Annotated in this window: 23 protein-coding genes; 19 read left to right on the forward strand and 4 right to left on the reverse strand. The window is 64.4% G+C overall.

All coding sequences use genetic code 11. The annotated features are described in order from the left end of the window. Positions 1 to 106: 106 nt before the first annotated feature. The 17 genes from urtA to ACVINW_RS15385 all read left to right on the forward strand — a co-directional run bounded on the left by urtA (position 107) and on the right by ACVINW_RS15385 (position 15991). Positions 107 to 1435 carry an urea ABC transporter substrate-binding protein gene (urtA, locus tag ACVINW_RS15305; protein ID WP_456752069.1) on the forward strand — a complete coding sequence of 443 codons (1329 nt, stop codon included), beginning with the start codon at positions 107 to 109 and terminating at the stop codon, positions 1433 to 1435. A gap of 128 nt (positions 1436 to 1563) precedes the next feature. Then, complete coding sequence (urtB, locus tag ACVINW_RS15310) at positions 1564 to 3159, forward strand: urea ABC transporter permease subunit UrtB (protein WP_456756401.1); 1596 nt, start codon at positions 1564 to 1566, stop codon at positions 3157 to 3159. Then, positions 3156 to 4325: an urea ABC transporter permease subunit UrtC gene (gene urtC, locus ACVINW_RS15315; RefSeq protein WP_456752070.1), complete on the forward strand. Its 1170-nt coding sequence runs from the start codon at positions 3156 to 3158 to the stop codon at positions 4323 to 4325. The genes urtB and urtC overlap by 4 nt, the downstream gene beginning before the upstream one ends. Before the next feature lie 4 nt (positions 4326 to 4329). Beyond that, positions 4330 to 5091, forward strand: coding sequence for an urea ABC transporter ATP-binding protein UrtD (gene urtD, locus ACVINW_RS15320; RefSeq protein ID WP_456752071.1), 762 nt, complete (start codon positions 4330 to 4332; stop codon positions 5089 to 5091). A 2-nt stretch (positions 5092 to 5093) separates the two neighbouring features. Further along, complete coding sequence (gene urtE, locus ACVINW_RS15325; protein WP_069279334.1) at positions 5094 to 5789, forward strand: urea ABC transporter ATP-binding subunit UrtE; 696 nt, start codon at positions 5094 to 5096, stop codon at positions 5787 to 5789. Between the two features lie 49 nt (positions 5790 to 5838). Then, positions 5839 to 6675 carry an urease accessory protein UreD gene (locus ACVINW_RS15330; RefSeq protein WP_456752072.1) on the forward strand — a complete coding sequence of 279 codons (837 nt, stop codon included), beginning with the start codon at positions 5839 to 5841 and terminating at the stop codon, positions 6673 to 6675. Between the two features lie 46 nt (positions 6676 to 6721). After that, complete coding sequence (locus ACVINW_RS15335; protein WP_176528888.1) at positions 6722 to 7024, forward strand: urease subunit gamma; 303 nt, start codon at positions 6722 to 6724, stop codon at positions 7022 to 7024. A 129-nt stretch (positions 7025 to 7153) separates the two neighbouring features. Next, on the forward strand, positions 7154 to 7459 hold the full coding sequence (locus tag ACVINW_RS15340) for an urease subunit beta (protein WP_050405365.1): 306 nt from the start codon (positions 7154 to 7156) through the stop codon (positions 7457 to 7459). 174 nt (positions 7460 to 7633) lie between these two features. Beyond that, positions 7634 to 8188, forward strand: a complete 555-nt coding sequence (locus ACVINW_RS15345) for an HD domain-containing protein (protein ID WP_456752073.1) — start codon at positions 7634 to 7636, stop codon at positions 8186 to 8188. A gap of 1 nt (position 8189) precedes the next feature. Continuing rightward, complete coding sequence (gene ureC, locus ACVINW_RS15350; RefSeq protein ID WP_456752074.1) at positions 8190 to 9905, forward strand: urease subunit alpha; 1716 nt, start codon at positions 8190 to 8192, stop codon at positions 9903 to 9905. A gap of 48 nt (positions 9906 to 9953) precedes the next feature. Beyond that, entirely contained in the window at positions 9954 to 10253 is a 300-nt protein-coding gene (locus ACVINW_RS15355) for a putative quinol monooxygenase (RefSeq protein ID WP_456752075.1), read from the forward strand. Between the two features lie 26 nt (positions 10254 to 10279). Further along, positions 10280 to 10579 (forward strand): putative quinol monooxygenase, encoded by a 300-nt coding sequence (locus ACVINW_RS15360; protein ID WP_456752076.1) that lies wholly within the window; start codon positions 10280 to 10282, stop codon positions 10577 to 10579. Positions 10580 to 10586: 7 nt separating this feature from the next. Next, a complete protein-coding gene (locus ACVINW_RS15365; RefSeq protein ID WP_456752077.1) occupies positions 10587 to 11240 on the forward strand; it encodes an urease accessory protein UreE in 654 nt (217 codons plus the stop codon). After that, positions 11221 to 11958 carry an urease accessory protein UreF gene (locus ACVINW_RS15370; RefSeq protein ID WP_456756402.1) on the forward strand — a complete coding sequence of 246 codons (738 nt, stop codon included), beginning with the start codon at positions 11221 to 11223 and terminating at the stop codon, positions 11956 to 11958. The genes ACVINW_RS15365 and ACVINW_RS15370 overlap by 20 nt, the downstream gene beginning before the upstream one ends. 161 nt (positions 11959 to 12119) lie before the next feature. Next, complete coding sequence (gene ureG / locus ACVINW_RS15375; RefSeq protein ID WP_456752078.1) at positions 12120 to 12764, forward strand: urease accessory protein UreG; 645 nt, start codon at positions 12120 to 12122, stop codon at positions 12762 to 12764. A 349-nt stretch (positions 12765 to 13113) separates the two neighbouring features. Further along, on the forward strand, positions 13114 to 14775 hold the full coding sequence (locus tag ACVINW_RS15380) for a CHASE domain-containing protein (protein WP_456752079.1): 1662 nt from the start codon (positions 13114 to 13116) through the stop codon (positions 14773 to 14775). Positions 14776 to 14962: 187 nt separating this feature from the next. Continuing rightward, positions 14963 to 15991: a cytochrome-c peroxidase gene (locus ACVINW_RS15385; RefSeq protein ID WP_456752080.1), complete on the forward strand. Its 1029-nt coding sequence runs from the start codon at positions 14963 to 14965 to the stop codon at positions 15989 to 15991. 56 nt (positions 15992 to 16047) lie between these two features. Here the strand turns inward: ACVINW_RS15385 and ACVINW_RS15390 are convergent, their stop codons facing one another. After that, positions 16048 to 16209, reverse strand: a complete 162-nt coding sequence (locus tag ACVINW_RS15390) for a hypothetical protein (protein WP_456752081.1) — start codon at positions 16207 to 16209, stop codon at positions 16048 to 16050. Positions 16210 to 16519: 310 nt separating this feature from the next. Here ACVINW_RS15390 and ACVINW_RS15395 point away from each other — a divergent pair, with 310 nt between their 5' ends. After that, positions 16520 to 17503, forward strand: a complete 984-nt coding sequence (locus tag ACVINW_RS15395; protein ID WP_456752082.1) for a hypothetical protein — start codon at positions 16520 to 16522, stop codon at positions 17501 to 17503. A 7-nt stretch (positions 17504 to 17510) separates the two neighbouring features. Here ACVINW_RS15395 and ACVINW_RS15400 read toward each other — a convergent pair whose 3' ends face one another. Beyond that, entirely contained in the window at positions 17511 to 17876 is a 366-nt protein-coding gene (locus ACVINW_RS15400) for a methylamine utilization protein (RefSeq protein ID WP_456752083.1), read from the reverse strand. A gap of 212 nt (positions 17877 to 18088) precedes the next feature. On the opposite strand from ACVINW_RS15400, the gene ACVINW_RS15405 reads away from it, so the two are divergent. Then, the gene (locus ACVINW_RS15405; RefSeq protein WP_456752084.1) at positions 18089 to 20992 is read left to right on the forward strand and encodes an EAL domain-containing protein; all 2904 of its coding nucleotides are present in this window, start codon (positions 18089 to 18091) and stop codon (positions 20990 to 20992) included. A 378-nt stretch (positions 20993 to 21370) separates the two neighbouring features. Here the strand turns inward: ACVINW_RS15405 and ACVINW_RS15410 are convergent, their stop codons facing one another. Both ACVINW_RS15410 and ACVINW_RS15415 read right to left on the reverse strand, forming a co-directional pair. Then, positions 21371 to 21919 (reverse strand): sigma-70 family RNA polymerase sigma factor, encoded by a 549-nt coding sequence (locus tag ACVINW_RS15410; protein ID WP_016847265.1) that lies wholly within the window; start codon positions 21917 to 21919, stop codon positions 21371 to 21373. Next, a complete protein-coding gene (locus ACVINW_RS15415) occupies positions 21919 to 22122 on the reverse strand; it encodes a NepR family anti-sigma factor (RefSeq protein ID WP_456752085.1) in 204 nt (67 codons plus the stop codon). The genes ACVINW_RS15410 and ACVINW_RS15415 overlap by 1 nt, the downstream gene beginning before the upstream one ends. Positions 22123 to 22322: the final 200 nt, after the last annotated feature.

Raw genomic sequence — 22322 nt, forward strand, 5'->3', positions numbered from 1 at the left:
TGCGGTGCCTCCGCACCGTGGCACAGTTCTTGCGATTCCCTTAACCGCAGGCGGCCATGCGGCCGTTTCGCAAGCGTTCACGCCTGCGTCAGGGAGACGACATTTCATGCTTACTCAGCTTACTCACGGAATAGCGACGATGACCCGCCGCCGCGCGCTCGCGGCGACGGCCGGCCTGGTTTTGGGCCTGGCTGCGTCCTCGCCCTTCGCGCCCGCGCAAGCGGCCGACGACACCATCAAGGTCGGTATCCTTCACTCGCTGTCGGGCACCATGGCCATCAGCGAAACCACGCTGAAGGACACGATCCTTTTCCTGATCGACGAGCAGAACAAGAAGGGCGGCGTGCTTGGCAAGAAGCTCGAGCCCGTCGTGGTCGATCCCGCCTCGAACTGGCCGCTGTTCGCCGAAAAAGCCCGCGAGCTGATCACCAAGGACAAGGTTGCGGTCGTGTTCGGCTGCTGGACCTCGGTGTCGCGCAAGTCCGTGCTGCCGGTGTTCAAGGAGCTGAACAACATCCTGTTCTATCCGGTGCAGTATGAGGGCGAGGAGTCCGAGCGCAACGTGTTCTACACCGGCGCGGCGCCGAACCAGCAGGCGATCCCCGCGGTCGACTATCTGATGAAGGAAGAGAAGGTGAAGCGCTGGGTGCTGGCCGGCACCGACTACGTCTATCCGCGCACCACCAACAAGATCCTGGAAGCCTATCTGAAGTCCAAGGGCGTCGCCCAGGACGACATCATGATCAACTACACGCCGTTCGGTCACTCCGACTGGCAGACCATCGTCGCCGACATCAAGAAGTTCGGCTCGGCCGGCAAGAAGACCGCCGTGGTCTCCACCATCAACGGCGACGCCAACGTTCCGTTCTACAAGGAGCTCGGCAACCAGGGCATCAAGGCGACCGACATTCCGGTGGTCGCGTTCTCGGTCGGCGAAGAAGAACTCGCCGGCATCGACACCAAGCCGCTGCTCGGCCATCTCGCCGCCTGGAACTACTTCGAGTCGATCAAGACCCCGGCGAACGAGAAGTTCATCAAGGAGTGGCAGGCCTACACCAAGAATCCGAAGCGCGTGACCAACGATCCGATGGAAGCGCACTACATCGGCTTCAACATGTGGGTGAAGGCGGTCGAGAAGGTGAAGTCGACCGATCCGGACAAGGTGATCGACGCGCTCCCGGGCACCGAGGCGCCGAACCTGACCGGCGGCATGTCGAAGATGCTGCCCAACCACCACATCACCAAGCCGGTGTTCATCGGCGAGATCAAGGGCAACGGCCAGTTCGACGTGGTCTGGAAGACCCCGGGCCTGGTGGCCGGCGACGCCTGGTCGAAGGAGCTTGAAGGCTCCAAGGACCTGATCGGCGATTGGGTCGGCAAGAAGTGCGGCAATTACAACACCAAGACCAACAAGTGCGGCGGCCAGGGCTCTTGAGCTGAAAGGCTCGTAAGCTCCTGAGCTGATCAACGACACAACACAACCTTCCAACACTGGAGAAGGCGGCACCGCTCGCCGCCTTCTCCTCCCACTCCTGCCGGGGTTCTGACGTGTTTGCCATTTGTATTGATCGCTTTCGTGCGCTTTGTCTCTCGATCCTGCTGCTGAGCTGCCTTGCTGTGCCGGCGCTGGCCGGCCCGTTCGAGGATTCGGTCGCCAAATTCGCCAATGACGAGTTCTCCGACACCGAGGTCGCGATCGGCGAGATCGCCGCATCGGGCAATGCGCTGGCCTCGCCCATCATCAGCGCGCTGCAGGACGGCCGGCTGTCGGCCGATCCCGACAGCAAGAAGGTCTTCATCACCCAGACCGACGGCAAGATCGTCGACGCCGCCACGGGTGCCGCCGTCGACAAGCTGCCCGACAACGCCGCCGCCGTCCGGCTCAACAACCGCCTGCGCCGCACCGTCGAGGCCGCGCTCGGCGGCCTGACGCTGCTGTCGCCGGATCCGGCCAAGCGGCTCGGCGCGGCGCAATCGGTGTTCAGGAGTCACGAAGAGAATTTGCTGCCGACGGTGGAGAGCGCGCTCGCCAAGGAGAGCGTCAAGCCGATCAAGCAGGCCTTCGCCGAGGCCCGCGCCGCCATCATCCTGTTCAAGTCGGATGCGACAGACAGCGACAAGCTCGATGCGATCGCCGTGGTCAAGGCGCGCGGCGACCAGGAGGCGCTGGCGCTGCTCACCGGGCTCGGCGATCAGCCGCCGCTGGTCGCCAAGGCCGCCGCCAGCGCGGTGTCCTCGATCCAGAGCAATCTGGCGATGTGGTCGATGGTGCAGAACGCCTGGTACGGCCTGTCGCTCGGCTCGGTGCTGCTGCTCGCCGCGATCGGCCTGGCCATCACCTTCGGCGTGATGGGCGTCATCAACATGGCGCATGGCGAGATGGTGATGCTCGGGGCCTACACCACCTTCGTGGTGCAGGAGGTGATCCGGACCCGTTATCCGGCGTTGTTCGACTATTCGCTGCTGATCGCCGTGCCGCTCGCGTTCCTGGTCGCCGGCTTCATCGGCGTCCTGATCGAGCGCACCATCATCCGCTTCCTCTACGGCCGCCCGCTGGAGACATTGCTTGCGACCTGGGGGCTGTCGCTGGTGCTGCAGCAGGCGGTGCGCACCGCGTTCGGCCCGACCAACCGCGAGGTCGGCAATCCCTCCTGGATGAGCGGCGCCTTCGAGCTCGGCCAGATCACCATCACCTATAACCGGCTCTGGATCCTCTGCTTCACGCTCGCGGTGTTCGCGATCCTGCTCGCGATGCTGCGCTACACCGCGCTCGGGCTTGAGATGCGTGCGGTGACGCAGAACCGCCGCATGGCGGCCTCGATGGGGATCGCGACCTCGCGCGTCGACGCGCTGACCTTCGGGCTCGGCTCGGGCATCGCCGGCATCGCCGGCGTGGCGCTGTCGCAGATCGACAATGTCAGCCCGAATCTCGGCCAGAGCTACATCATCGACTCATTCATGGTCGTGGTGTTCGGCGGCGTCGGCAATCTCTGGGGCACGCTGGTCGGCGCCTTCACGCTCGGTATCGCCAACAAGTTCCTGGAGCCGGTGGCCGGCGCGGTGCTCGGCAAGATCGCGATCCTGGTCTTGATCATCCTGTTCATCCAGAAGCGGCCGCGCGGCCTGTTCGCGCTCAAGGGCCGGGCGGTGGAAGCATGACACCGCACATCCTGACCCGCTCGCTCGACCGCGCAGCGACCGCGTTCGTCCTGCTCGTCGCCGCGGTCGGCGTGCTGATCCCGCTGTCGAACCTGCTGCTGCCGCAGGGCTCGATGTTCCAGGTGCCGACCTATCTGGTGGCGCTGTGGGGCAAGTATGTCTGCTACGCCATCCTTGCGCTCTCGATCGATCTGATCTGGGGCTATTGCGGGATTCTTTCGCTTGGTCATGGAGCATTCTTCGCGCTCGGCGGCTACGCGATGGGTATGTACCTGATGCGCCAGATCGGCAGCCGCGGTGTCTACGGCAACCCGATCCTGCCCGACTTCATGGTGTTCCTGAACTGGGACAAGCTGCCCTGGTACTGGTACGGCTTCGACAAGTTCGCCTTTGCGGCGCTGATGGTGCTCTTGGTGCCGGGCCTGCTCGCCTTCTGCTTCGGCTGGCTCGCCTTCCGCTCGCGCGTCACCGGCGTCTATCTGTCGATCATCACGCAGGCGATGACCTACGCGCTGCTGCTGGCGTTCTTCCGCAACGATTTCGGCTTCGGCGGCAACAACGGCCTGACCGATTTCAAGGACATCCTCGGCTTCAACGTGCAGGCCGAAGGCACTCGCGCCGCGCTATTCCTGCTGAGCTGCGTGGCCCTGATCATCGCGTTCCTGATCTGCCGCGCGATCGTGACCTCGAAGCTCGGCAAGGTGCTGATCGCGGTGCGCGATGCCGAAAGCCGCACCCGTTTCCTCGGCTACCGCGTCGAATCCTACAAGCTGTTCGTGTTCACGCTGTCGGCCTGCATGGCCGGCGTCGCCGGCGCGCTCTATGTGCCGCAGGTCGGCATCATCAATCCGAGCGAGTTCGCGCCGGCCAACTCGATCGAGGCGGTGATCTGGGTCGCGGTCGGCGGACGCGGCACGCTGATCGGGGCGGCGCTCGGCGCCGTCGTCGTCAACTACGCCAAGACGTTCTTCACCTCGGGGCCGCTGGCGCCGTACTGGCTGTTCATGCTGGGCGCGCTGTTCATCCTGGTCACACTGCTCTTGCCAAAGGGCATCGTCGGCACCTTCAACAGCTGGCGTGAGACGCGGCGCGGCGCGGGGATCGCAGCCGACGAGGCGAGTGCCGCGCGCGAAGACGGCGTCGGCGCACCGAACCCGGCGGAGTAGACCGATGAACGTCATGGATACCCGCGCCACCTCCGCCATGCTGTATCTCGACGGCGTGCACGTCTCGTTCGACGGCTTCCACGCCATCAACAATCTGTCGCTGACGCTCGCGCCCGGCGAGATGCGCGCCATCATCGGCCCGAACGGCGCCGGCAAGACCACGATGATGGACATCATCACCGGCAAGACCAAGCCGGACGAGGGCACCGTGCTGTTCGATGGCACCGTCGACCTGACGAGGCTCGATGAAACCCGCATCGCCGAGCTCGGCATCGGCCGGAAATTCCAGAAGCCGACGGTGTTCGAGAGCCAGACCATACAGGACAATCTGCTGCTCGCGCTCAATGTCGATCATTCCGTGCGCGGCACGCTGTTCTGGCGCGGCAGCAAGGCCGAGTCCGAGCGGATCGACAAGGTGCTCGAGACCATCCGCCTGACCGAGGCGCGCAACCGCCTCGCCGGCAGCCTGTCGCACGGCCAGAAGCAGTGGCTCGAGATCGGCATGCTGCTGGCGCAGGACCCCAAGGTGCTGCTGGTCGACGAGCCGGTCGCCGGGATGACCGACGTCGAGACCCATCTGACCGCGGAGCTGCTGAAAGAGATCAACAAGAACCACACCATCATGGTGGTCGAGCACGACATGACCTTCGTGCGCGAGCTCGGCGTCAAGGTGACCTGCCTGCACGAAGGCTCGGTGCTCGCCGAAGGTTCGATCGACCAGGTGTCGTCGAACGAGCGGGTGGTCGAAGTGTATCTGGGGCGCTAGCGATGCTGAAGGTCGACAACATCAATCTCTATTACGGCGCGGCGCAGGCGCTGCGCGGCGTGTCGCTGACCGCCGAGCCCGGCAAAGTCACCTGCGTGCTCGGCCGCAACGGCGTCGGCAAGACCTCGCTGCTGCGCGCCATGGTCGGCCAGTATCCGATCGCCTCCGGCGCGATCAATTTCGACGGCAAGGACATCACCGCGCTGAAGCCCTATGAGCGGGCGCGGCGCGGCATCGGCTTCGTGCCGCAGGGTCGCGAGATCTTCCCGCTGCTGACGGTGGAAGAGAATCTGAAGACCGGCTTCGGCCCGCTGAAGCGAGAGGATCGCAACATCCCCGACGACGTGTTCTCGCTGTTTCCGGTGCTCGAGACCATGCTGGGCCGCCGCGGCGGCGATCTCTCCGGCGGCCAGCAGCAGCAGCTTGCGATCGGCCGCGCGCTGGTGATGCGGCCAAAACTGCTGCTGCTCGACGAGCCGACCGAGGGCATCCAGCCCTCGATCATCAAGGATATCGGCCGCGCCATCTCCTATCTGCGCAACCTCGGCAACATCGCCATCGTGCTGGTCGAACAATATCTCGACTTTGCCTGCGAACTCGGCGACAGTTTTGCCGTGATGGACCGGGGTGCGGTGAAATATGCCTGCGACCGCGCAAGCCTCGATCCCGCCGAGATCAGCCGCCAGATGGCGCTGTGAACAGGATGTAACGCCGCCCTTCGTGGCGTGCGAAGGGAGCGTCGGGGGAATGCGGAGCGGGATCGCAGGCGCGGCAGCGGCGACGTTTGCGGCAAACCGCGCCCAGGGAGTGGTGCGGTTCGCGGTGCATCGCAAGGACGGCGCGACCCGCCGCGGCGACCTGCACGAGTCAGGCTCGCTGCGCGTCCGCTTTCCGTCACCGGAAGATGACGGCCTCTCCGCCATGTTCGTCAACACCGCCGGCGGCATTGCTGGCGGGGACCGCTTCGACATCGGCATCTCCGCCGGCGAGGGCGCCCGCCTGACGCTGACCACGGCAGCCGCTGAGAAGGTCTATCGCGCGCCCGGCGCCGCGGCGCGGCTTGATATCTCGCTCAGCGTTGCGGACGGTGCGCATCTCTCCTGGCTGCCGCAGGAGACCATCCTGTTCGATCGCGCGCGCATCCATCGCAGCTTCGACATCGATCTTGCCGAGCACGCCTCGTTTTTGCTCTGCGAGATCGTGGTGTTCGGCCGCGCCGCGATGGGCGAGACCATGCGCCACGGCGAATTCGTCGACCGCTGGCGGGTGCGGCGCGGCGGCCGGCTGGTGTTTGCCGAGACCATCAGGCTCGACGGCGAGATCGGCGCGAAGCTGACACGGCCCGCGATTGCCAATGGGGGATGCGCGATCGGCACCGCGCTGATCGTGCCCGGCGACGAGGCGCTGGTCGCGCGCATCCGCGAGGCGTCGGAAAGCTTTGGCGGCGAGGTCGGCATCTCCGCCTGGAATGGCTTTGCAATGGCGCGCTTCTGTGCCCAAGATGCGGCCCGGCTGCGCGCCGACATGATGGCGGTGCTCGGCCGCGCCTCCATCGTCCCGCTGCCAAGACTCTGGCTTAACTAAAGGCCTGTGGCTCAACTAATCCTTTCAGAACGATCAGAGTGCTCGCATGAATTTGTCTCCCCGCGAAAAGGACAAGCTCCTGGTTTCGATGGCCGCCATGGTGGCGCGCCGCCGGCTCGAGCGTGGCGTCAAGCTGAACCATCCCGAGGCCATTGCGCTGATCACCGATTTCATCGTCGAGGGCGCGCGTGATGGGCGCACGGTCGCCGATCTGATGCAGGCCGGCGCCAAGGTCCTGACCCGCGCGCAGGTGATGGACGGCATCCCTGAGATGATCCACGACATCCAGGTCGAGGCGACATTCCCCGACGGCACCAAGCTCGTCACCGTGCACGAGCCGATCCGCTAGCCACGAACCGCCATTCCGGGGCGGCCGAAGGCCGAACCCGGACTCCAGAGATTGTTGATCGAGATTCTCAGATGTGCAGAGCACATCATAGTGCACGCTTCGCATGCCCCGGAATGACAGGAGAGAGAAATGATCCCCGGTGAACTCTTCATCAAGGACGGCGAGATCGAGCTCAATGCCGGCCGCAAGACCGTGACGCTGTCGGTCGCCAACACCGGCGACCGCCCGATCCAGGTCGGCTCGCACTACCATTTCTTCGAAACCAACCCGGCGCTGAAGTTCGACCGCAGACGCGCCCGCGGCATGCGCCTCGACATCGCCGCCGGCACCGCCGTCCGCTTCGAGCCCGGCCAGACCCGCGACGTCCAGCTCGTCGCCCTCGCCGGCAAGCGCGTGATCCACGGCTTTCGCGCCGAGGTGAAGGGGAAGCTGTGATTCGGATTCAACGCGCCGTGAGCCATGGAGATGCGTGAGGTGAGCACTCTGGTCAGGCTCCCTCCCCCCTTGCGGGGGAGGGTTGGGGAGAGGGGTAAGCCCCGGGCGCTGAAAAGCGTCGTTTCGCGATCTCCCGCCAATAGCAACTGCGACCAAGCGGGAGTCGTATAACCGATGCTTCCTGCAATTCGCATGGTCTCCGAAGCTGCCGAACTTGCCGCCCGCCGTCACAACGGCACGGCCCGCAAGGGGCGGGGAAATGAGCCCTATATCAATCATCTCGCCGAGGTCGCAAATCTGCTCGCGCACGTAACCGATGGCGCCGATGCCGAGCTGGTGGCGGCAGGGTGGCTGCACGACACCATCGAGGACACCGAGACCACCCGCGAGGAGCTCGCGCAAAAGTTCAGTGAGCGCGTTGCCAATCTCGTGGTCGAGTGCACCGACGACATGAGCCTGCCGAAGGCCGAGCGGCGGGAAAAGCAGATCGATGACGCTCCGCACAAATCGTCCGACGCAAAGCTGATCAAGACCGCCGACAAGGTCAGCAATATCGGCGCCCGGATCGTGCCGCATCCGAGCAAGGATGAGCGCGCCGATCTCGCCGACTATGCGGCCTGGGCCGACAAGGTCGTTGCCGGCTGCCGGGGGATCAATCCGCGGCTCGATCGCATTTTCGATGACACCATGGCGCGCGCCAGGGCCGCGCTGGCTGAAACTGGGGGCTGATATGTCCGTGAAGATCAAGCGTTCCGTCTATGCCGACATGTTCGGCCCGACCACCGGCGACAAGGTGCGGCTGGCCGACACCGATCTGATCATCGAGGTCGAGAAGGATCTCACCACCTATGGCGAGGAGGTGAAGTTCGGCGGCGGCAAGGTGATCCGCGACGGCATGGGGCAATCGCAGGTGACCAACGCGCAGGGCGCGGCCGACACCGTTATAACCAATGCGCTGATCGTCGATCACTGGGGCATCGTCAAGGCCGACGTCGCGATCAAGGAGGGCATGATCGCCGCGATCGGCAAGGCCGGCAATCCCGACATCCAGCCCAACGTCACCATCATCGTCGGTCCCGGCACCGACGTGATCGCGGGCGAGGGCAAGATCCTCACCGCGGGCGGATTCGACTGCCACATCCATTTCATCTGCCCGCAACAGATCGAGCACGCGCTGATGGCGGGCGTCACCTCGCTGCTCGGCGGCGGCACCGGCCCGTCGCACGGCACCTTCGCGACCACCTGCACGCCCGGTCCATGGCACATGGGGCGGATGATCCAGTCGTTCGACGCCTTCCCGGTCAATCTCGGCATCTCGGGCAAGGGCAATGCCTCGCGTCCGGCGGCGCTGGTCGAGATGGTCAAGGCCGGCGCCTGCGCGCTGAAGCTGCATGAGGACTGGGGCACCACGCCATCAGCGATCGACACCTGCCTCTCGGTTGCGGACGATTACGACGTCCAGGTGATGCTGCATTCGGACACGCTGAACGAATCCGGTTTCGTCGAGGATACGATCGAGGCGTTCAAGGGCCGCACCATCCATGCCTTCCACACCGAGGGCGCCGGCGGCGGACATGCGCCCGATATCATCAAGGTTGCCGGCCTGAAGAACGTGCTGCCGTCCTCGACCAACCCGACCCGGCCGTTCACCCGCAACACCATCGACGAGCATCTGGACATGCTGATGGTGTGCCATCACCTCGATCCATCGATCGCGGAAGACCTGGCCTTCGCCGAAAGCCGGATCCGCAAGGAGACCATCGCCGCCGAGGACATCCTGCACGATCTCGGCGCGCTCTCGATGATCTCGTCGGATTCCCAGGCGATGGGCCGGCTCGGCGAAGTGATCATCCGCACCTGGCAGACCGCGGACAAGATGAAGAAACAGCGCGGTGCGCTGCCGCAGGACAAGGGCAACGACAACGACAATTTCCGCGTCAAGCGCTACATCGCCAAATACACCATCAACCCCGCGATCGCGCATGGCGTGTCGAAGCTGATCGGCTCGGTCGAGAAGGGCAAGATGGCCGACCTCGTGCTGTGGTCGCCGGCGTTCTTCGGCGTCAAGCCGGACTGCATCATCAAGGGCGGCTCGATCGTGGCAGCGCCGATGGGCGATCCGAATGCCTCGATCCCGACGCCGCAGCCGGTGCATTACCAGCCGATGTTCGCCGCCTTCGGCAAGTCGCTGACCGCGTCCTCGGTGGTGTTCACCTCGAAGGCTGCGGTCACCGGCGGCCTCGCCCGCAAGCTCGGCATCAGCAAGAAGCTCTACGCGGTGCAGAATACCCGCGGAAAGATCTCCAAGAAGAGCATGATCCACAACGACGCGACGCCCAAGATCGAAGTCGATCCGGAGACCTATGAGGTACGCGCAGACGGCGAACTCCTGACCTGCGCGCCGGCCGAGGTGCTACCCATGGCACAGCGCTATTTTATGTTCTAAAACCCACCCCGGTATCTCACCTAGAAAAGAAAACCGGGAGGAATTTCCGTGATTTACGTCGTTGCCACGCTGACCATCAAGCCCGAAACCCGCGCCGAATTCATCGCCGCGGCGACGGCCTGCATCAAGGAAACCCGCAAGGAGCCCGGCAACATCGCCTACGATCTGCATGAGAGCGTCACCGACCACAGCAAGATGGTGTTCGTCGAGCAGTGGGAAAACGCCGAGGCGCTGGTGCCGCATCGTGCCGCCGAGCACATGAAGACCTTCGGCCGGGTCGCCGTGAAGTGCATGTCCGCGCCGCCGAAGATCGAGGTGATCACGCCCGAGAAGGTCGACGTCCGCTAAGCAAGAACAACAACGGGAGCAATTCTATGATCTATGTGATCGCCACCACGCCGATGAAGCCGGAGAACAGGGACGACTTCATCAAGGGGCACAAGGCCTGCATCGTCGAGACCCACAAGGAGAAGGGCTGCCTCTCCTATGAGGGCCATGTCAGCGTCAACGATCCCAATCTGTATGTTGTGGTCGAGCGCTGGGAAACCCGCGACGACCTGACCGCGCACAGCAAGGCGCCGCACATGAAGGTGTGGCGCGAATATTCCGCGGACATGAAGACCGGGCCGACGGTGATCGAGATCATCAGCGACGGCAAGGTCCAGAAGCTCTGAGGCATCGATGATCCGCGCAACCAAGGTTCTGGGACAGCATCGCTTCAAGGAAGCCGCCGCCGACACCGTCGTGCTCGATTTCGACGACCGGCACCGGCGGCGCATGGCTATGACCGGGACGCGCGGGCTCGAATTCCTGCTCGACCTCGAGAACGCGGTCGCGCTGCGCGGCGGCGATGCGCTGGTACTCGAGGACGGGCGCCTCGTCGAGGTGGTCGCAGCCCCCGAGCCGCTCGTGGAAATCCGCGGCAGCGATCCGCATCATCTGATCCGGGTCGCCTGGCATCTCGGCAACCGCCATCTGCCGACGCAGATCATGCCGAAGGGCCTGCGCATCCGCAGGGATCACGTGATCGAGGCAATGGTGAAGGGGTTGGGGGCCCGAATCATCGAGATCGAAGCGCCGTTCGATCCCGAGGGCGGCGCCTATGCCGAGCATGCGCAGGCCGAGGCGCACGCGCATGTTCATGCCGGCCACGATCATGCTCATAGTCAGGCGCACGATCATGGTCACCACAACGATCATGCACATCACCACGGTGATGGATATCACCATGATCACGGGCATGATCACGACCACCACCATCACCATCACCATGATGAGCATTGCGGGCATGCCCATCATCACCACGACCACTCCCATGCTCATGACCACAAATGAGCCTGATCCCGCCGCGATGCGCGGCGGGATGGCGGAAGATGAGGCGGCCGCGCTGTACCGGCTGATGACGTGGCTGTCGCCGTCTTTTCCGGTCGGTGCGTTCGCCTATTCCAGCGGCCTCGAATGGGCGGTCGAGGCCGGCAATATCACCGATGCCGCTTCGCTGCGCGGCTGGCTCTCCGCAATGCTGAGCGACGGCAGCGGCTTTTGCGACGCCGTGTTCCTCGCGCAGAGTTTTCGCGCGGCGTCTGGCCCTGATCCTGCCGCCCTGAAGGCGATCGCCGAGCTTGCCGCTGCCTTCGTGCCGTCGCGCGAGCGCCAGCTCGAAACCACGACGCAGGGACGCGCCTTCATCGAGATCGCCCGCGCCGCCTGGAATTCACCCGGTCTCGACACCATGATCGCGGCCTGCGACGGCGTGATCGTCTATCCGGTCGCGGTCGGTATCGTCAGCGCCGCGCACGGCATCCGCCTGGCGCCGTCGCTGCATGCCTTCCTGCACGCCGTGGTCTCGAACTGGATTTCCGCAGGCAGCCGACTGATCCCGCTCGGGCAGACCGACAGCCAGCGCGTGCTGGCCGATCTCGAGCCGGTCGTTGCCGCGACCGCAGCACGGGCCGACATGGCGACGCTTGACGATCTCGGCAGCGCGACCTTCCGCGCCGACCTCGCCAGCCTGCGTCACGAGACGCAATATACGCGGCTGTTCAGGTCATGAGGCGCGACACTTTCCACCCGTCGTCCCTGCGAAAGCAGGGACCCATAACCACCGGCTTGTGTGGTTATGCGGGGCTGGGGCCCCAGCATGTCGCAACAATCGAGTTCGGTGGTAATGGGTCCCGGCCTTCGCCGGGACGACAATAAGAGAGAGCTGTTCACATGCCCACTTCTCACGGCCCGCTGCGGGTCGGCGTCGGCGGTCCGGTCGGCTCCGGCAAGACCGCGCTGATGGATTTGCTCTGCAAGTCGATGCGCGAGCGCTACGACATCGCGGCGATCACCAATGACATCTACACCAAATGGGATGCCGAGTTCCTGGTGCGCTCCGGCTCGCTGACGCCGGACCGCATCGCCGGCGTCGAGACCGGCGGCTGCCCGCACACCGCGATCCGCGAGGACGCCTCGATGAACCTCGCCGCGGTCGCCGACATGCGGGCCAAATTCCCCGACCTCGACCTTGTCCTGATCGAATCCGGCGGCGACAATCTGGCGGCGACCTTCTCGCCGGAATTGGCGGATCTCACGATCTACGTCATCGACGTCGCCGCCGGCGACAAGATCCCGTCCAAGGGCGGCCCCGGCATCACGCGCTCCGACCTGCTGGTGATCAACAAGATCGACCTCGCGCCCCATGTCGGTGCGTCGCTTGAGAAGATGGATACCGACGCCAGGCGGATGCGCGGCGAGCGGCCCTTCGTGATGACCAATCTGAAGACAAGCAACGGCCTCGACCGCATCATCAGTTTCATCGAGACCAAGGGTGGTCTGCGGTCACAGGCGAAGGGCAAGGCGACCGGCCGTTAATCATTGTGGCGGGTGATCGGTTTGTTCTTTCAACGAGCAAGCGGTACCCCGCGGGGAAGGGTTGGGGAGAGGGGTACCGCTTGCTCCGCTCCCTAACACTTCGCCGCAAAAAAGCTGCGCTATCGCCGGAACAAATTCCAACTTTGACGATTAGCAACCTTTGGCGCCGCCAAAGACCGCCGGGTGGCGTCGTCGTTAATGTTGCCGACCGGCTCCTGTTGCGTACCGATGATCGCTATTCCATATTCCTTTGCGGCTGGCGTTCTTCGCATCCTGACTAGTCGCCGCTCCCGCAGAAGCCAGATGCCTTCAGTCCCCTTTCGCCACCCCCTGATTGCCGAGTAAGCGTGTGGTTCGACTGGGCTTCATCGTTGCCTTGATTGCGCTGATCGGAGTCCTGCTCTCCGGTCTCGCGGCCTATCGGGTGCACGACCAGGAGCTCGCGATCGACGGCATCGCGCTGGCGCGGGCGATCGACGTCCATGCCAGCCTTGTGCAGGACCGCCTGACCGAGCGCGAGCTGCTGGCGCGGGTCGCTTCGGGCCTGTTCCGGACGCCGTCGATGGTCAAGGCCAACATGCTGCAGCCGTTGCGCTCGGCGATCTACGCCTTCAAGACCGACTTCGTCGTCGCCGCCTGGATCGCGCGGCTCAAGCCGAACGAGCTGACCGCGGCGGAAGCGGAGCTGAAGGCCGCCGGCTTCACCAATCCCTCGATCCGCGATTTCGACGATCAGGCGCTCGACATCAAGGCGCTCGACAAGCCGATCAACGTGCTGATGGATGTCGAGCCGCGCAACCCGGAGACCCTGAGCATCCCGGGCCGCGCCTTCGACCGCCACTCAGTGGTCGGCCCGATGCTGGCGAAAGCGATGGCCAACGCCAAGCCGGTGGCCTCGGACCCGGTGCCGCTGCTGCGGCAGAACGGTCCGGTCGGGGTCGTGCTCGCCGCGCCGGTGTTCCAGGAAGGCGCCTCCGAGCCGGCCGGCTTCATCACGTTTTCTTACGAGCTGTCGTCGCTGATGCTGACCAACGACGATTCCTCGCTGTTCGCGGTGGCGCTGAAGGATCCGCGCGATTCCAACGACGAGTTCACCGCCAATGAGCAGGGCATCGTCACCTCGCGCGCGGTGCGCCAGGACGGGCCGACGCCATCGATGGTCCGCACGGTCACCTTCGGCGGCCGCGACTGGTCGCTCGACTACTACGCCAAGAGCAACGCGACCGTGCGCGCGCAGCAGACCGCGACCATCGTCGCGGCGATCGGCCTCGCGCTGACCGGCATCGTCTGCGGTTTGTTCGGCTATGTCGCCTACAACAATCTGCGCCTCAGCCGCGAGATCGAGGTCCGGATCGGCTTCGAGCGCCGGCTGACCGCCGTGATTGACGAGCTCAATCACCGGGTCAAGAACATCCTCGCCGTGATCCAGTCGATCGTGACCCGCACGCTGCGGCACGGCGCCGACATCGACGTCGCGCGCGAGCTCCTGATCGGGCGCATCCACGCGATGTCGAATGTCGTCACGCTGCTCAGCGAGAGCCAGTGGCAGGGCGTCAAGCTGAAGGGCCTGTTCGAAGCGCGCGCGATTCCGCATGCCGAGCGGATCGCGGTGAACGGTCCTGACATCACGGTCAGCGCCCGCGCCGCGCAATCGCTGTCGCTGTTGTTCTTCGAGCTCGCCTCGCATTCCGACGAGGGCCTGTCGCTGGTCGGCAAGCATCCGCATATCGTCGCCAATTGGGAGGTGGTCGGCGAGGATGCGGAGGCGATCTTCCATTTCCGCTGGGAAGAGTTCAACACCAGCCAGGCGACGCGGCGGGCGGACAGCGACTTCGGCCTGATCCTGCTCGACCGCGTTGCGCCGGAAGCGCTCGGCGGCACCGCGAAGCGCTACTTCACCGACGTTTCCTACGTCTACGAGCTGACCGCGCCGATGGACACCGTCGTCGACATGACCGAGCGCGATCGCACCGAGCAGTTCTCCGCGCCGCTGCGTCCGGTGAAGAAATAGCCGCACGCAGCCGCTACAGGTTGTGCAGCTCGATCGTTGCGCGGATTGATCGTAATCACGTTGATGGGAATATGCCGGCATGGTCCAGGACCATCGCCCGGCATCCGTAGTTGCCCGCAACCGAGCGTTAAAACTTCGTTGAACATGCTTCGGCATATACCGAGCAGGATACCGTCTGAGGACCCCGATGAGGCTTTGGGTCAGCCTGACCTTGCTCGCAGCAGTCTTGCCGGTCGGGCTGTCGCTTGCCCTGACCCCGGCGACGGAGCCGCGCGACCCTGCGGCCATTCGTGCAAGCTATCGCCGGCCGGACGTCGTGCCCTTCCCGAGCAGCAATCCCTATTCGGAGGCGAAATCCGCGCTTGGGCAGATGTTGTTCTTCGATCCGCTGCTGTCGCGGTCGAAGACGCATGCCTGCGCGAGCTGCCACAAGCCGAGCCTGTCCTGGGCCGACGGCCTTCCACGCGCCATCGGCGAGGATCCGAAGGGGCTGCCGATCCGTTCGCCGACGCTGATCGACGTGGCCTTCTTCGAGCCGCTGGGGTGGGACGGCAAGTTCAGGGATCTCGAATCCGTCGCGTTCGGGCCGATCCTGAGCCCCGCGAACCTGAACATGACCGAGCCGGAATTGATCGCGCGTCTGTCGGCGATATCAGGCTATGTCGATGCGTTTGCTCGCGCGTTCGGCGACGGCGCAATCACGCGGCCGAGGATCGAACAGTCGCTTGCGACCTTCGAGCGCTCCATCGTTGCGGGCGAGGCGCCGTTCGACCGCTGGATCAAGGGTGATGAGAGCGCGATCAGCGCATCAGCCAAGCAGGGATTCGATCTGTTCAACGGCAAGGGACGTTGTTCGTCCTGCCACAGCGGCCCGTCCTTCTCCGACGGGTCCTTCCAGGATATCGGCACCGCCAAGGGCCACGACATCGGCCGCGGCCGCTACTTTCCGACCTCGGCGAAGCTGAAATATGCGTTCAAGACCCCGACCTTGCGCGACGTCGCGCGCCGGGCGCCCTACATGCACGACGGATCAGTCGCGACGCTGGAAGATGTCATCGAGCTCTACAACAGAGGCGGGATCGAACGGCCGAGCCGATCGCCCGACATCAAGCCGCTGTCGCTGACCGCGGACGAGAAGAAGGATTTGATCGCCTTCCTGCAAACCCTGACCGCCACCGACCCGCCGGTGGCCGGGATTCCCAAACTGCCGCGCTGAGCGCGAGCCCAAAAGGTAAGCGGCTCGAGGGTCACAAGGCCGGCGAACGAGACTCGTCAGGCGAGGTGCGGCAGCGCGGCGCCCAGGAGGCCAAGCCCGACGATCAGGCAGGCGCCCGCGCAGGTCTCGAGGGTTTCCGTCCGCGACAGGGACGATTTCGTCACATAGGCGAGGGCGGACCCCACCCCGATACTGACGGCACTCAGCACTCCGAACATCTAACCGGCCTCCCGATCCGATTTGTCCGGATTTCACTACGACAGTTGAATTGAGCGCCCGTGCCGGAATTGCCTAAAATTCGATGGAACCGGCCGGAAAAGCGGCACTCGAGGACAGGCTGGGGCGCGCGCGCCACGATTAACCACAATGCAACCGAGAGCTGTTGCAGACGGGCGTAACCGTAAAATTTGATATAAGTTGAACAAGTCCTTAAAGTGTGTGCGGGCGGTTGGTTCAATGTTTAGTGGGCGGGAGCGCGATGCCGGCTCGGCTGTACGCTCATTTTTCGCCACGTGCCTTGCAGCGGTTTTGTTTTGCGTCGTAGCCGCGCGCAGTGCCGAGGCACATGTCAAATGGTTCTGCGCTTACGATGTCGCCGGCCAGCCCCGCGGACTCGAGAACGTCCTTTGCCTCGATTTTGAACTGCTGCTCGGCGTCGCCGTGTTCTGGCTGTTCGCAGGCTGCCTGATCGAGCCGACGTCGCTGGGTGATGCGACGATCCGGGTGCTCGACCGCATCACCGAGCCGCTGCGGCTGCGCACCGAGCTGATGATGCGCGCGGTGGCCGCGTTCTTCTTCATCTCGATCTGGGCTGTGGGCGGGATCCTGCTGACGCCCGAGTTGAAGACGACGTCGCCGTATGTGGGCGCATTGCAACTTGCGATCGCCGCCGGGATGCTGTCGCGGCGCACGCTGCCGCTGTCGGCCGTCGGCATGGTGATCCTGTTCGGGATCGGCGTCCGCGGCTACGGCATTTTTCATCTCGCCGACTACCCGATTTTTCTCGGCGTTGCCGCCTATTTTGCGCTGATCGGACTGAACAAGGATCTGTTCGGGATCCGGCCGATCGACGTGATGCGGTACGCCGCGGCGGTGACCTTGATGTGGGCCTCGATCGAGAAATGGGCTTATCCGGAATGGAGCTTCCCGCTCCTGATCGAGCACGCCTCGATGACGTTGGGCTTCGACAATGAGTTCTATATGCGCGCCGCGGGCATGGTGGAGTTCACGCTCGCCTTTGCCCTGATCTGGACGCCGTTGATCCGCCGCTGCGCTGCCGCCGTGCTGACGGGAATGTTCATCAGCGCGTGCTTCGAGTTCGGCAAGATCGACACGATCGGACACTCGGCGATCATCGCCGTGCTGATTGCGATTGCCGCCGACAACAAGGTGTTGCCGCGCGATCGCCGCGCGCCGTGGCTTGCCCCGGTCGCGCTCTGTGCCGCGCTGTCGCTGACATTATTCGTCTACTATTTCGGCCACGCCGCGCTGTTCAAGACGTCGGTCTTGTAGACCACAGCTATTTGGCGACGTGGACGGCGAGCTTCATCTTCGGATGGATGCCGCACAGCACGGTGTAGTCGCCGGGCACCGTGAAGGCGACGTCGAACTTGCTGCCGGGCTGCTGGTCGCCGGAGTCGAAACTGAAGGCATCGGTGCTCAAATAAGCGTGATGGAGCAGCTCGCCGTCATCGTTAATGAACCGTAAAGCCTCGCCGCGCTTGATCGAGATCTCCGCGGGCTTGAATTCACGATCCTTCTGCGAAATGACCTGGGGAGCCGCCCCCAAAGCGGCTCCGGCAAGCGCCCCCGTGACGATCGCGACCACCATCGGCACGCCGCCGATCTGGCCGAGGCGCAGGGCGCGCGACAAGCCTGACTGCATGAGACCCCCGTTTGGAACTCCAATACCGGCTACTCTGGGCTGCAATTGGTGCGTCCCGGATTACCTGCAAGGCCGATTATCGCCAGCCGATCTTAACGATTTCAGCATGAGTTGCAGTCACTACTAAAGCAATTTTGAGCAGACAGTCATTTTTCCGCAGCGCTGCGCGTTTCTGCGTAGCTTGAGTATCGAGCACACGGCGAAACGCGGGCATGGATAGCCTATTGGGCAATCTCAAAGTGAAGAGCGCTGCGGCCTTCCGGTTCGCAACCGGGCGGCTCTCGCGTCTTGCCCTGACCAAGGGTTCGATCCGGACCCAGATCCTGATTTTTTGCCTTGCGATGAGTGCGGTTGCGGTCGCGCTCGGCGGATACTCCATCCTCGGCATCCGTCACGCCGGCGATCTGGTGGCGAAGACGTTCGACGAATCCCTGATGTCGATCAATTACGCCCGCGCCGCCGGTGCAGACTTCGCCTCGATGCGGGTCGCCTCGTCGCAGCGCCTGCTGACCACGGATCCGGAGGTCCGCGCCAGCCTGGACGGCCAGATTGAAACGCTCGCCAAGACCCTCTCGGAGGATTTGACGATCGCAGCCGATCGCTCGCAGTCCGCGCGGGCCGCGCAAGCCGCCGCCAAGGTCCAGGAGGCCGCCGACGCCTGGATGGCGCTGCATCGCCGGGCAGTCGGGTCGTCGGCCGACGGACAGCCGGCGGCCGATCCGCATGGACCGGGTACCACGGTCGGCGACCTCGATCGCTACTCCAAGATCGTCAGCCAGCAGGTCGAGCTCTTGGTCAATTATACCGCCGGCGACGGCTTTCTCTTCCGGCAAAAGGCGCTCTCGACGATCAAGCGCGACCTGCAGCTCAATGTCGCCGGGCTGACCGTCGCGCTGTTCCTGTCGGCGCTGTTCTCATGGCTGCTGGCGCGCCGGATCATCGGCCCCGTCGCCATCGCCTCCCGGGCCGCGCGCAGCATCGCCGCCGGCGACCTCGATGCGACCGTCCCCAAGGGCGGCACCGACGAATTGGGCACGCTGCTGACCGCCATGGAAACGATGCGCGACAACATCCGCCGGATGGTCGATCAGGAAGTCTCGCAACGCCGCTCGGCGCAGGCGCGGTTGTCGGATGCGCTCGAGACGTCGCGCGAAGGCGTCGTGCTGCTCGATGCCGACGGCCAGATTGCGCTGGCCAATTCGCGCGCCAGCGAGTTCATCCGCCTCTCGCCGCAGCTCTTGCAGTCGGTCGAAGCGCCACGGCTGGCGCCGGCCGATGGCGATGTCGACGGCTTTGCCAGCGAAGCCCGGCTGTCGGACGGACGCTGGCTGCGCGTCAGCCGCAGCGAGACCCAGGAGGGCGGCGTCGTCCTGGTCTACAGCGACATCTCCGCGCTGAAGCAGCAGAAGGCGGAGCTGCATGAGACCAATCTGCGGCTCGATGCGGCGCTCACCCACATGTCGCAGGGCCTGTGCCTCTACAACAGCGAGGCGCGGCTGCAGGTCGCCAACCGCCGGTTCTGCGAAATCTTCGATATTTCGCCGGAGCTCGTCGTTCCCGGAATGACCATGGATGACGTGCTCGAGCTGAGCATCGCCGCCGGCAATCATGGCGACCGGACCGTCGCCGACCTGCTCGCCGAGCGCGAGCGGTCGATGGCCCAGCACGACGGCAACTATCTGCAGCATCTCAGCGACGGGCGGATCATTGCCATCGCGCAACGGCCGACAACCGATGGCGGCTGGCTCGTCACCTGCGAGGACGTCACCGAGCAGCAGCGCGCCGAGTCGCAGATCGCGTTCATGGCCCGGCACGATGCCTTGACCAAGCTGCCGAACCGGACCCTGCTGGCCGAACGGATCGAGCTCGCGGTCGCCCAGGTCGGCCGCGGACTTGGTTTTGCGGTGTTCTGCCTCGACCTCGACAATTTCAAGCAGGTCAACGATACGCTCGGGCATCCGGTCGGCGACGAATTGCTGTGCGCGGTCGCGGATCGGCTCAATGCCTGCGTCCGTGAGGTCGACACCGTCGCACGTCTGGGCGGCGACGAGTTCGCGGTGATCCAGTGCGGCGTCCAGAGCGGAGACGAGGCCGAACGCCTCGCCCGCCGCGTCGTGGAATGCGTCGGCGCGCCGTACGAGCTGAACGGGCATCGCGTCGTGGTCGGATGTAGCGTCGGCATCTCGATGTCGCCGGGCGACGGCGCTACCGGCGAGAAGCTGTTGAAGAACGCCGACGTCGCTCTGTACCGCGCCAAGATGGAAGGGCGGGGCACCTGGCGTTTCTTCGAGCCTGCGATGGACGCCAGCCTGCAACGGCGCCGGGCGATCGAGCTCGACCTTCGCGAGGCGATGTCCAAGGACGAGTTCTCGTTGTTCTACCAGCCGCTGTACGATCTCCATCTCGACCGCATCTGCGGCTTCGAGGCGCTGCTGCGCTGGCATCATCCCAAGCGCGGGCTGGTGCCGCCGGACCAGTTCATCCCGATTGCGGAAGAGATCGGCCTGATCGGCCCGCTGGGCGAATGGGTGCTCAACCGGGCCTGCGAGCAGGCCGTCACCTGGCCCGGCGAGATGAAGCTCGCGGTCAATGTCTCCGCGGTCCAGTTCCGCGATCCCGACTTCATCGACGTCGTCGTCAACGCGCTCGCGGCGTCGAAACTGTCGGCGCGCCGGCTGGAGCTCGAAATCACCGAATCCGTCTTCCTCGCGAACAGCAACGAGACGCTGGCGACGCTGCACAAGCTGAAGGCGCAGGGGCTGCGCATCGCGCTCGACGACTTCGGTACCGGCTATTCCTCGCTGAGCTATCTGCGAAGTTTCCCGTTCGACAAGCTCAAGATCGACAAGTCGTTCGTGCGCGACGCGACCGCGACACATGGATCGAAATCGATCGTCCGCGCCGTCATCAGCCTCGGCAGAAGCCTTGGCATGACCACGATCGCCGAGGGCATCGAGACCGTCGAGCAGCTCGATCACATGCGGGCCGAGGGCTGCAACGAGGCGCAGGGCTTCCTGTTCAGTCATCCGGTCCCGGTGACCGAAATCGCGGCCAAGATCCTCGAATTGAGAAACGGCTTCAAGCCGGCTGCGGTCGAGAAGGCGATGGCGAGCTGAAGCGCGACGAGATTGGGTTGACCCGGCTTGGCGCGCTGTCGGTTCACCTCTCCCGAGGGGAGGTGAAGTTTCGACGCCGCTGCAGATCAATCTCTCGTCATGCTCTAATCTGACTGCGTCACGGTTCTCCCCGTCGTCATTGCGAGGGACGATCGCGACCAAGAAATCCATCCAGCCGCATTTGCGGGTAGATGGATTGCTTCGCTTCGCTCGCAATGACGGCTGTAGTCGTCACAGATCCGCGGAAAAAGCGTCTGTGACGCACAGACTAACTGCGCGAAGACGGCGCGCCCGGCGATCGCGTCGACGTGATCTGCTCTCAATCAAAAAGGCGGCCCGATCGGGGCCGCCTTTTCGTTGACTGATCGCGCGTCTCGCTTAGCCGCCATTGCCGCCGATCACGGCGCGCACGGTGTTGTCGGGGCCGAAATCCTCGGCACTGTCGACATAGAGCAGCGCGGAGAGCTTCGATCGCGCACGGTTGACGCGGCTCTTGATGGTGCCGACCGCGCAACCGCAGATCGCCGCGGCATCCTCGTAGGAGAAGCCGGAAGCGCCGACCAGGATCAACGCTTCGCGCTGGTCCTGCGGCAGCTTTTCGAGCGCCGCCCGGAATTCCTCGAACTCCAGATGCGCGGCCTGCGACGGCTGGCTCTTCAGCGTCTTGGCATAGTTACCCTCGGCGTCCTCCACCTCGCGCCGCCGCTTCCGGTAATCGGAGCGAAACAGGTTGCGCAGGATAGTGAACAGCCACGCGGGCAGGTTCGAGCCAGGCTGGAACGAGTCGATATTGGCGATCGCACGCAGCAGGGTCTCCTGTACGAGATCGTCGGCGCGGTCGCCATTGCCGGACAGCGAGATCGCGAAGGCGCGCAAGCTCGGCACCGACGCTAGGATGTCGTCGCGGAGTTCATTTGTGAGAGGCATTAGTCCCCTCCATTGTTCTTGTCGGTATCGCCCCCGGCCACGGCCGCCGCGGCGGCCTCGGGTCCGTCGAGTTTGCGGATCAGATCCGCAAAGCGGTCGGGCACCCCTTGCCGCACCACGTCGTCGTACATGGCGCGAAGCTGGTGGCCGATTCTCGATTGAATCTCGGCGTTGAGACCGCCCTGCTTCTTTACTTCCTTCATGATCTGATCCACGCTTCCCCGGGAGTTAAGTCTCTGATTTTCAAGTCGTTTCCTCGAAAAAAGAGGCTGGCCGCGTTACCTCGTCGGTCAGGAGCTAATGCGAAGTTGCGCATAAAGTTCCGGAAGGCTGGAACTATTTCGTGGAACTTTTCCGGCTTTCGCGCGTAATCGGCCAGGCAGGGGAGACGGGGTCCCCCGGA

The organism is Bradyrhizobium sp. USDA 4461 (assembly GCF_054055655.1).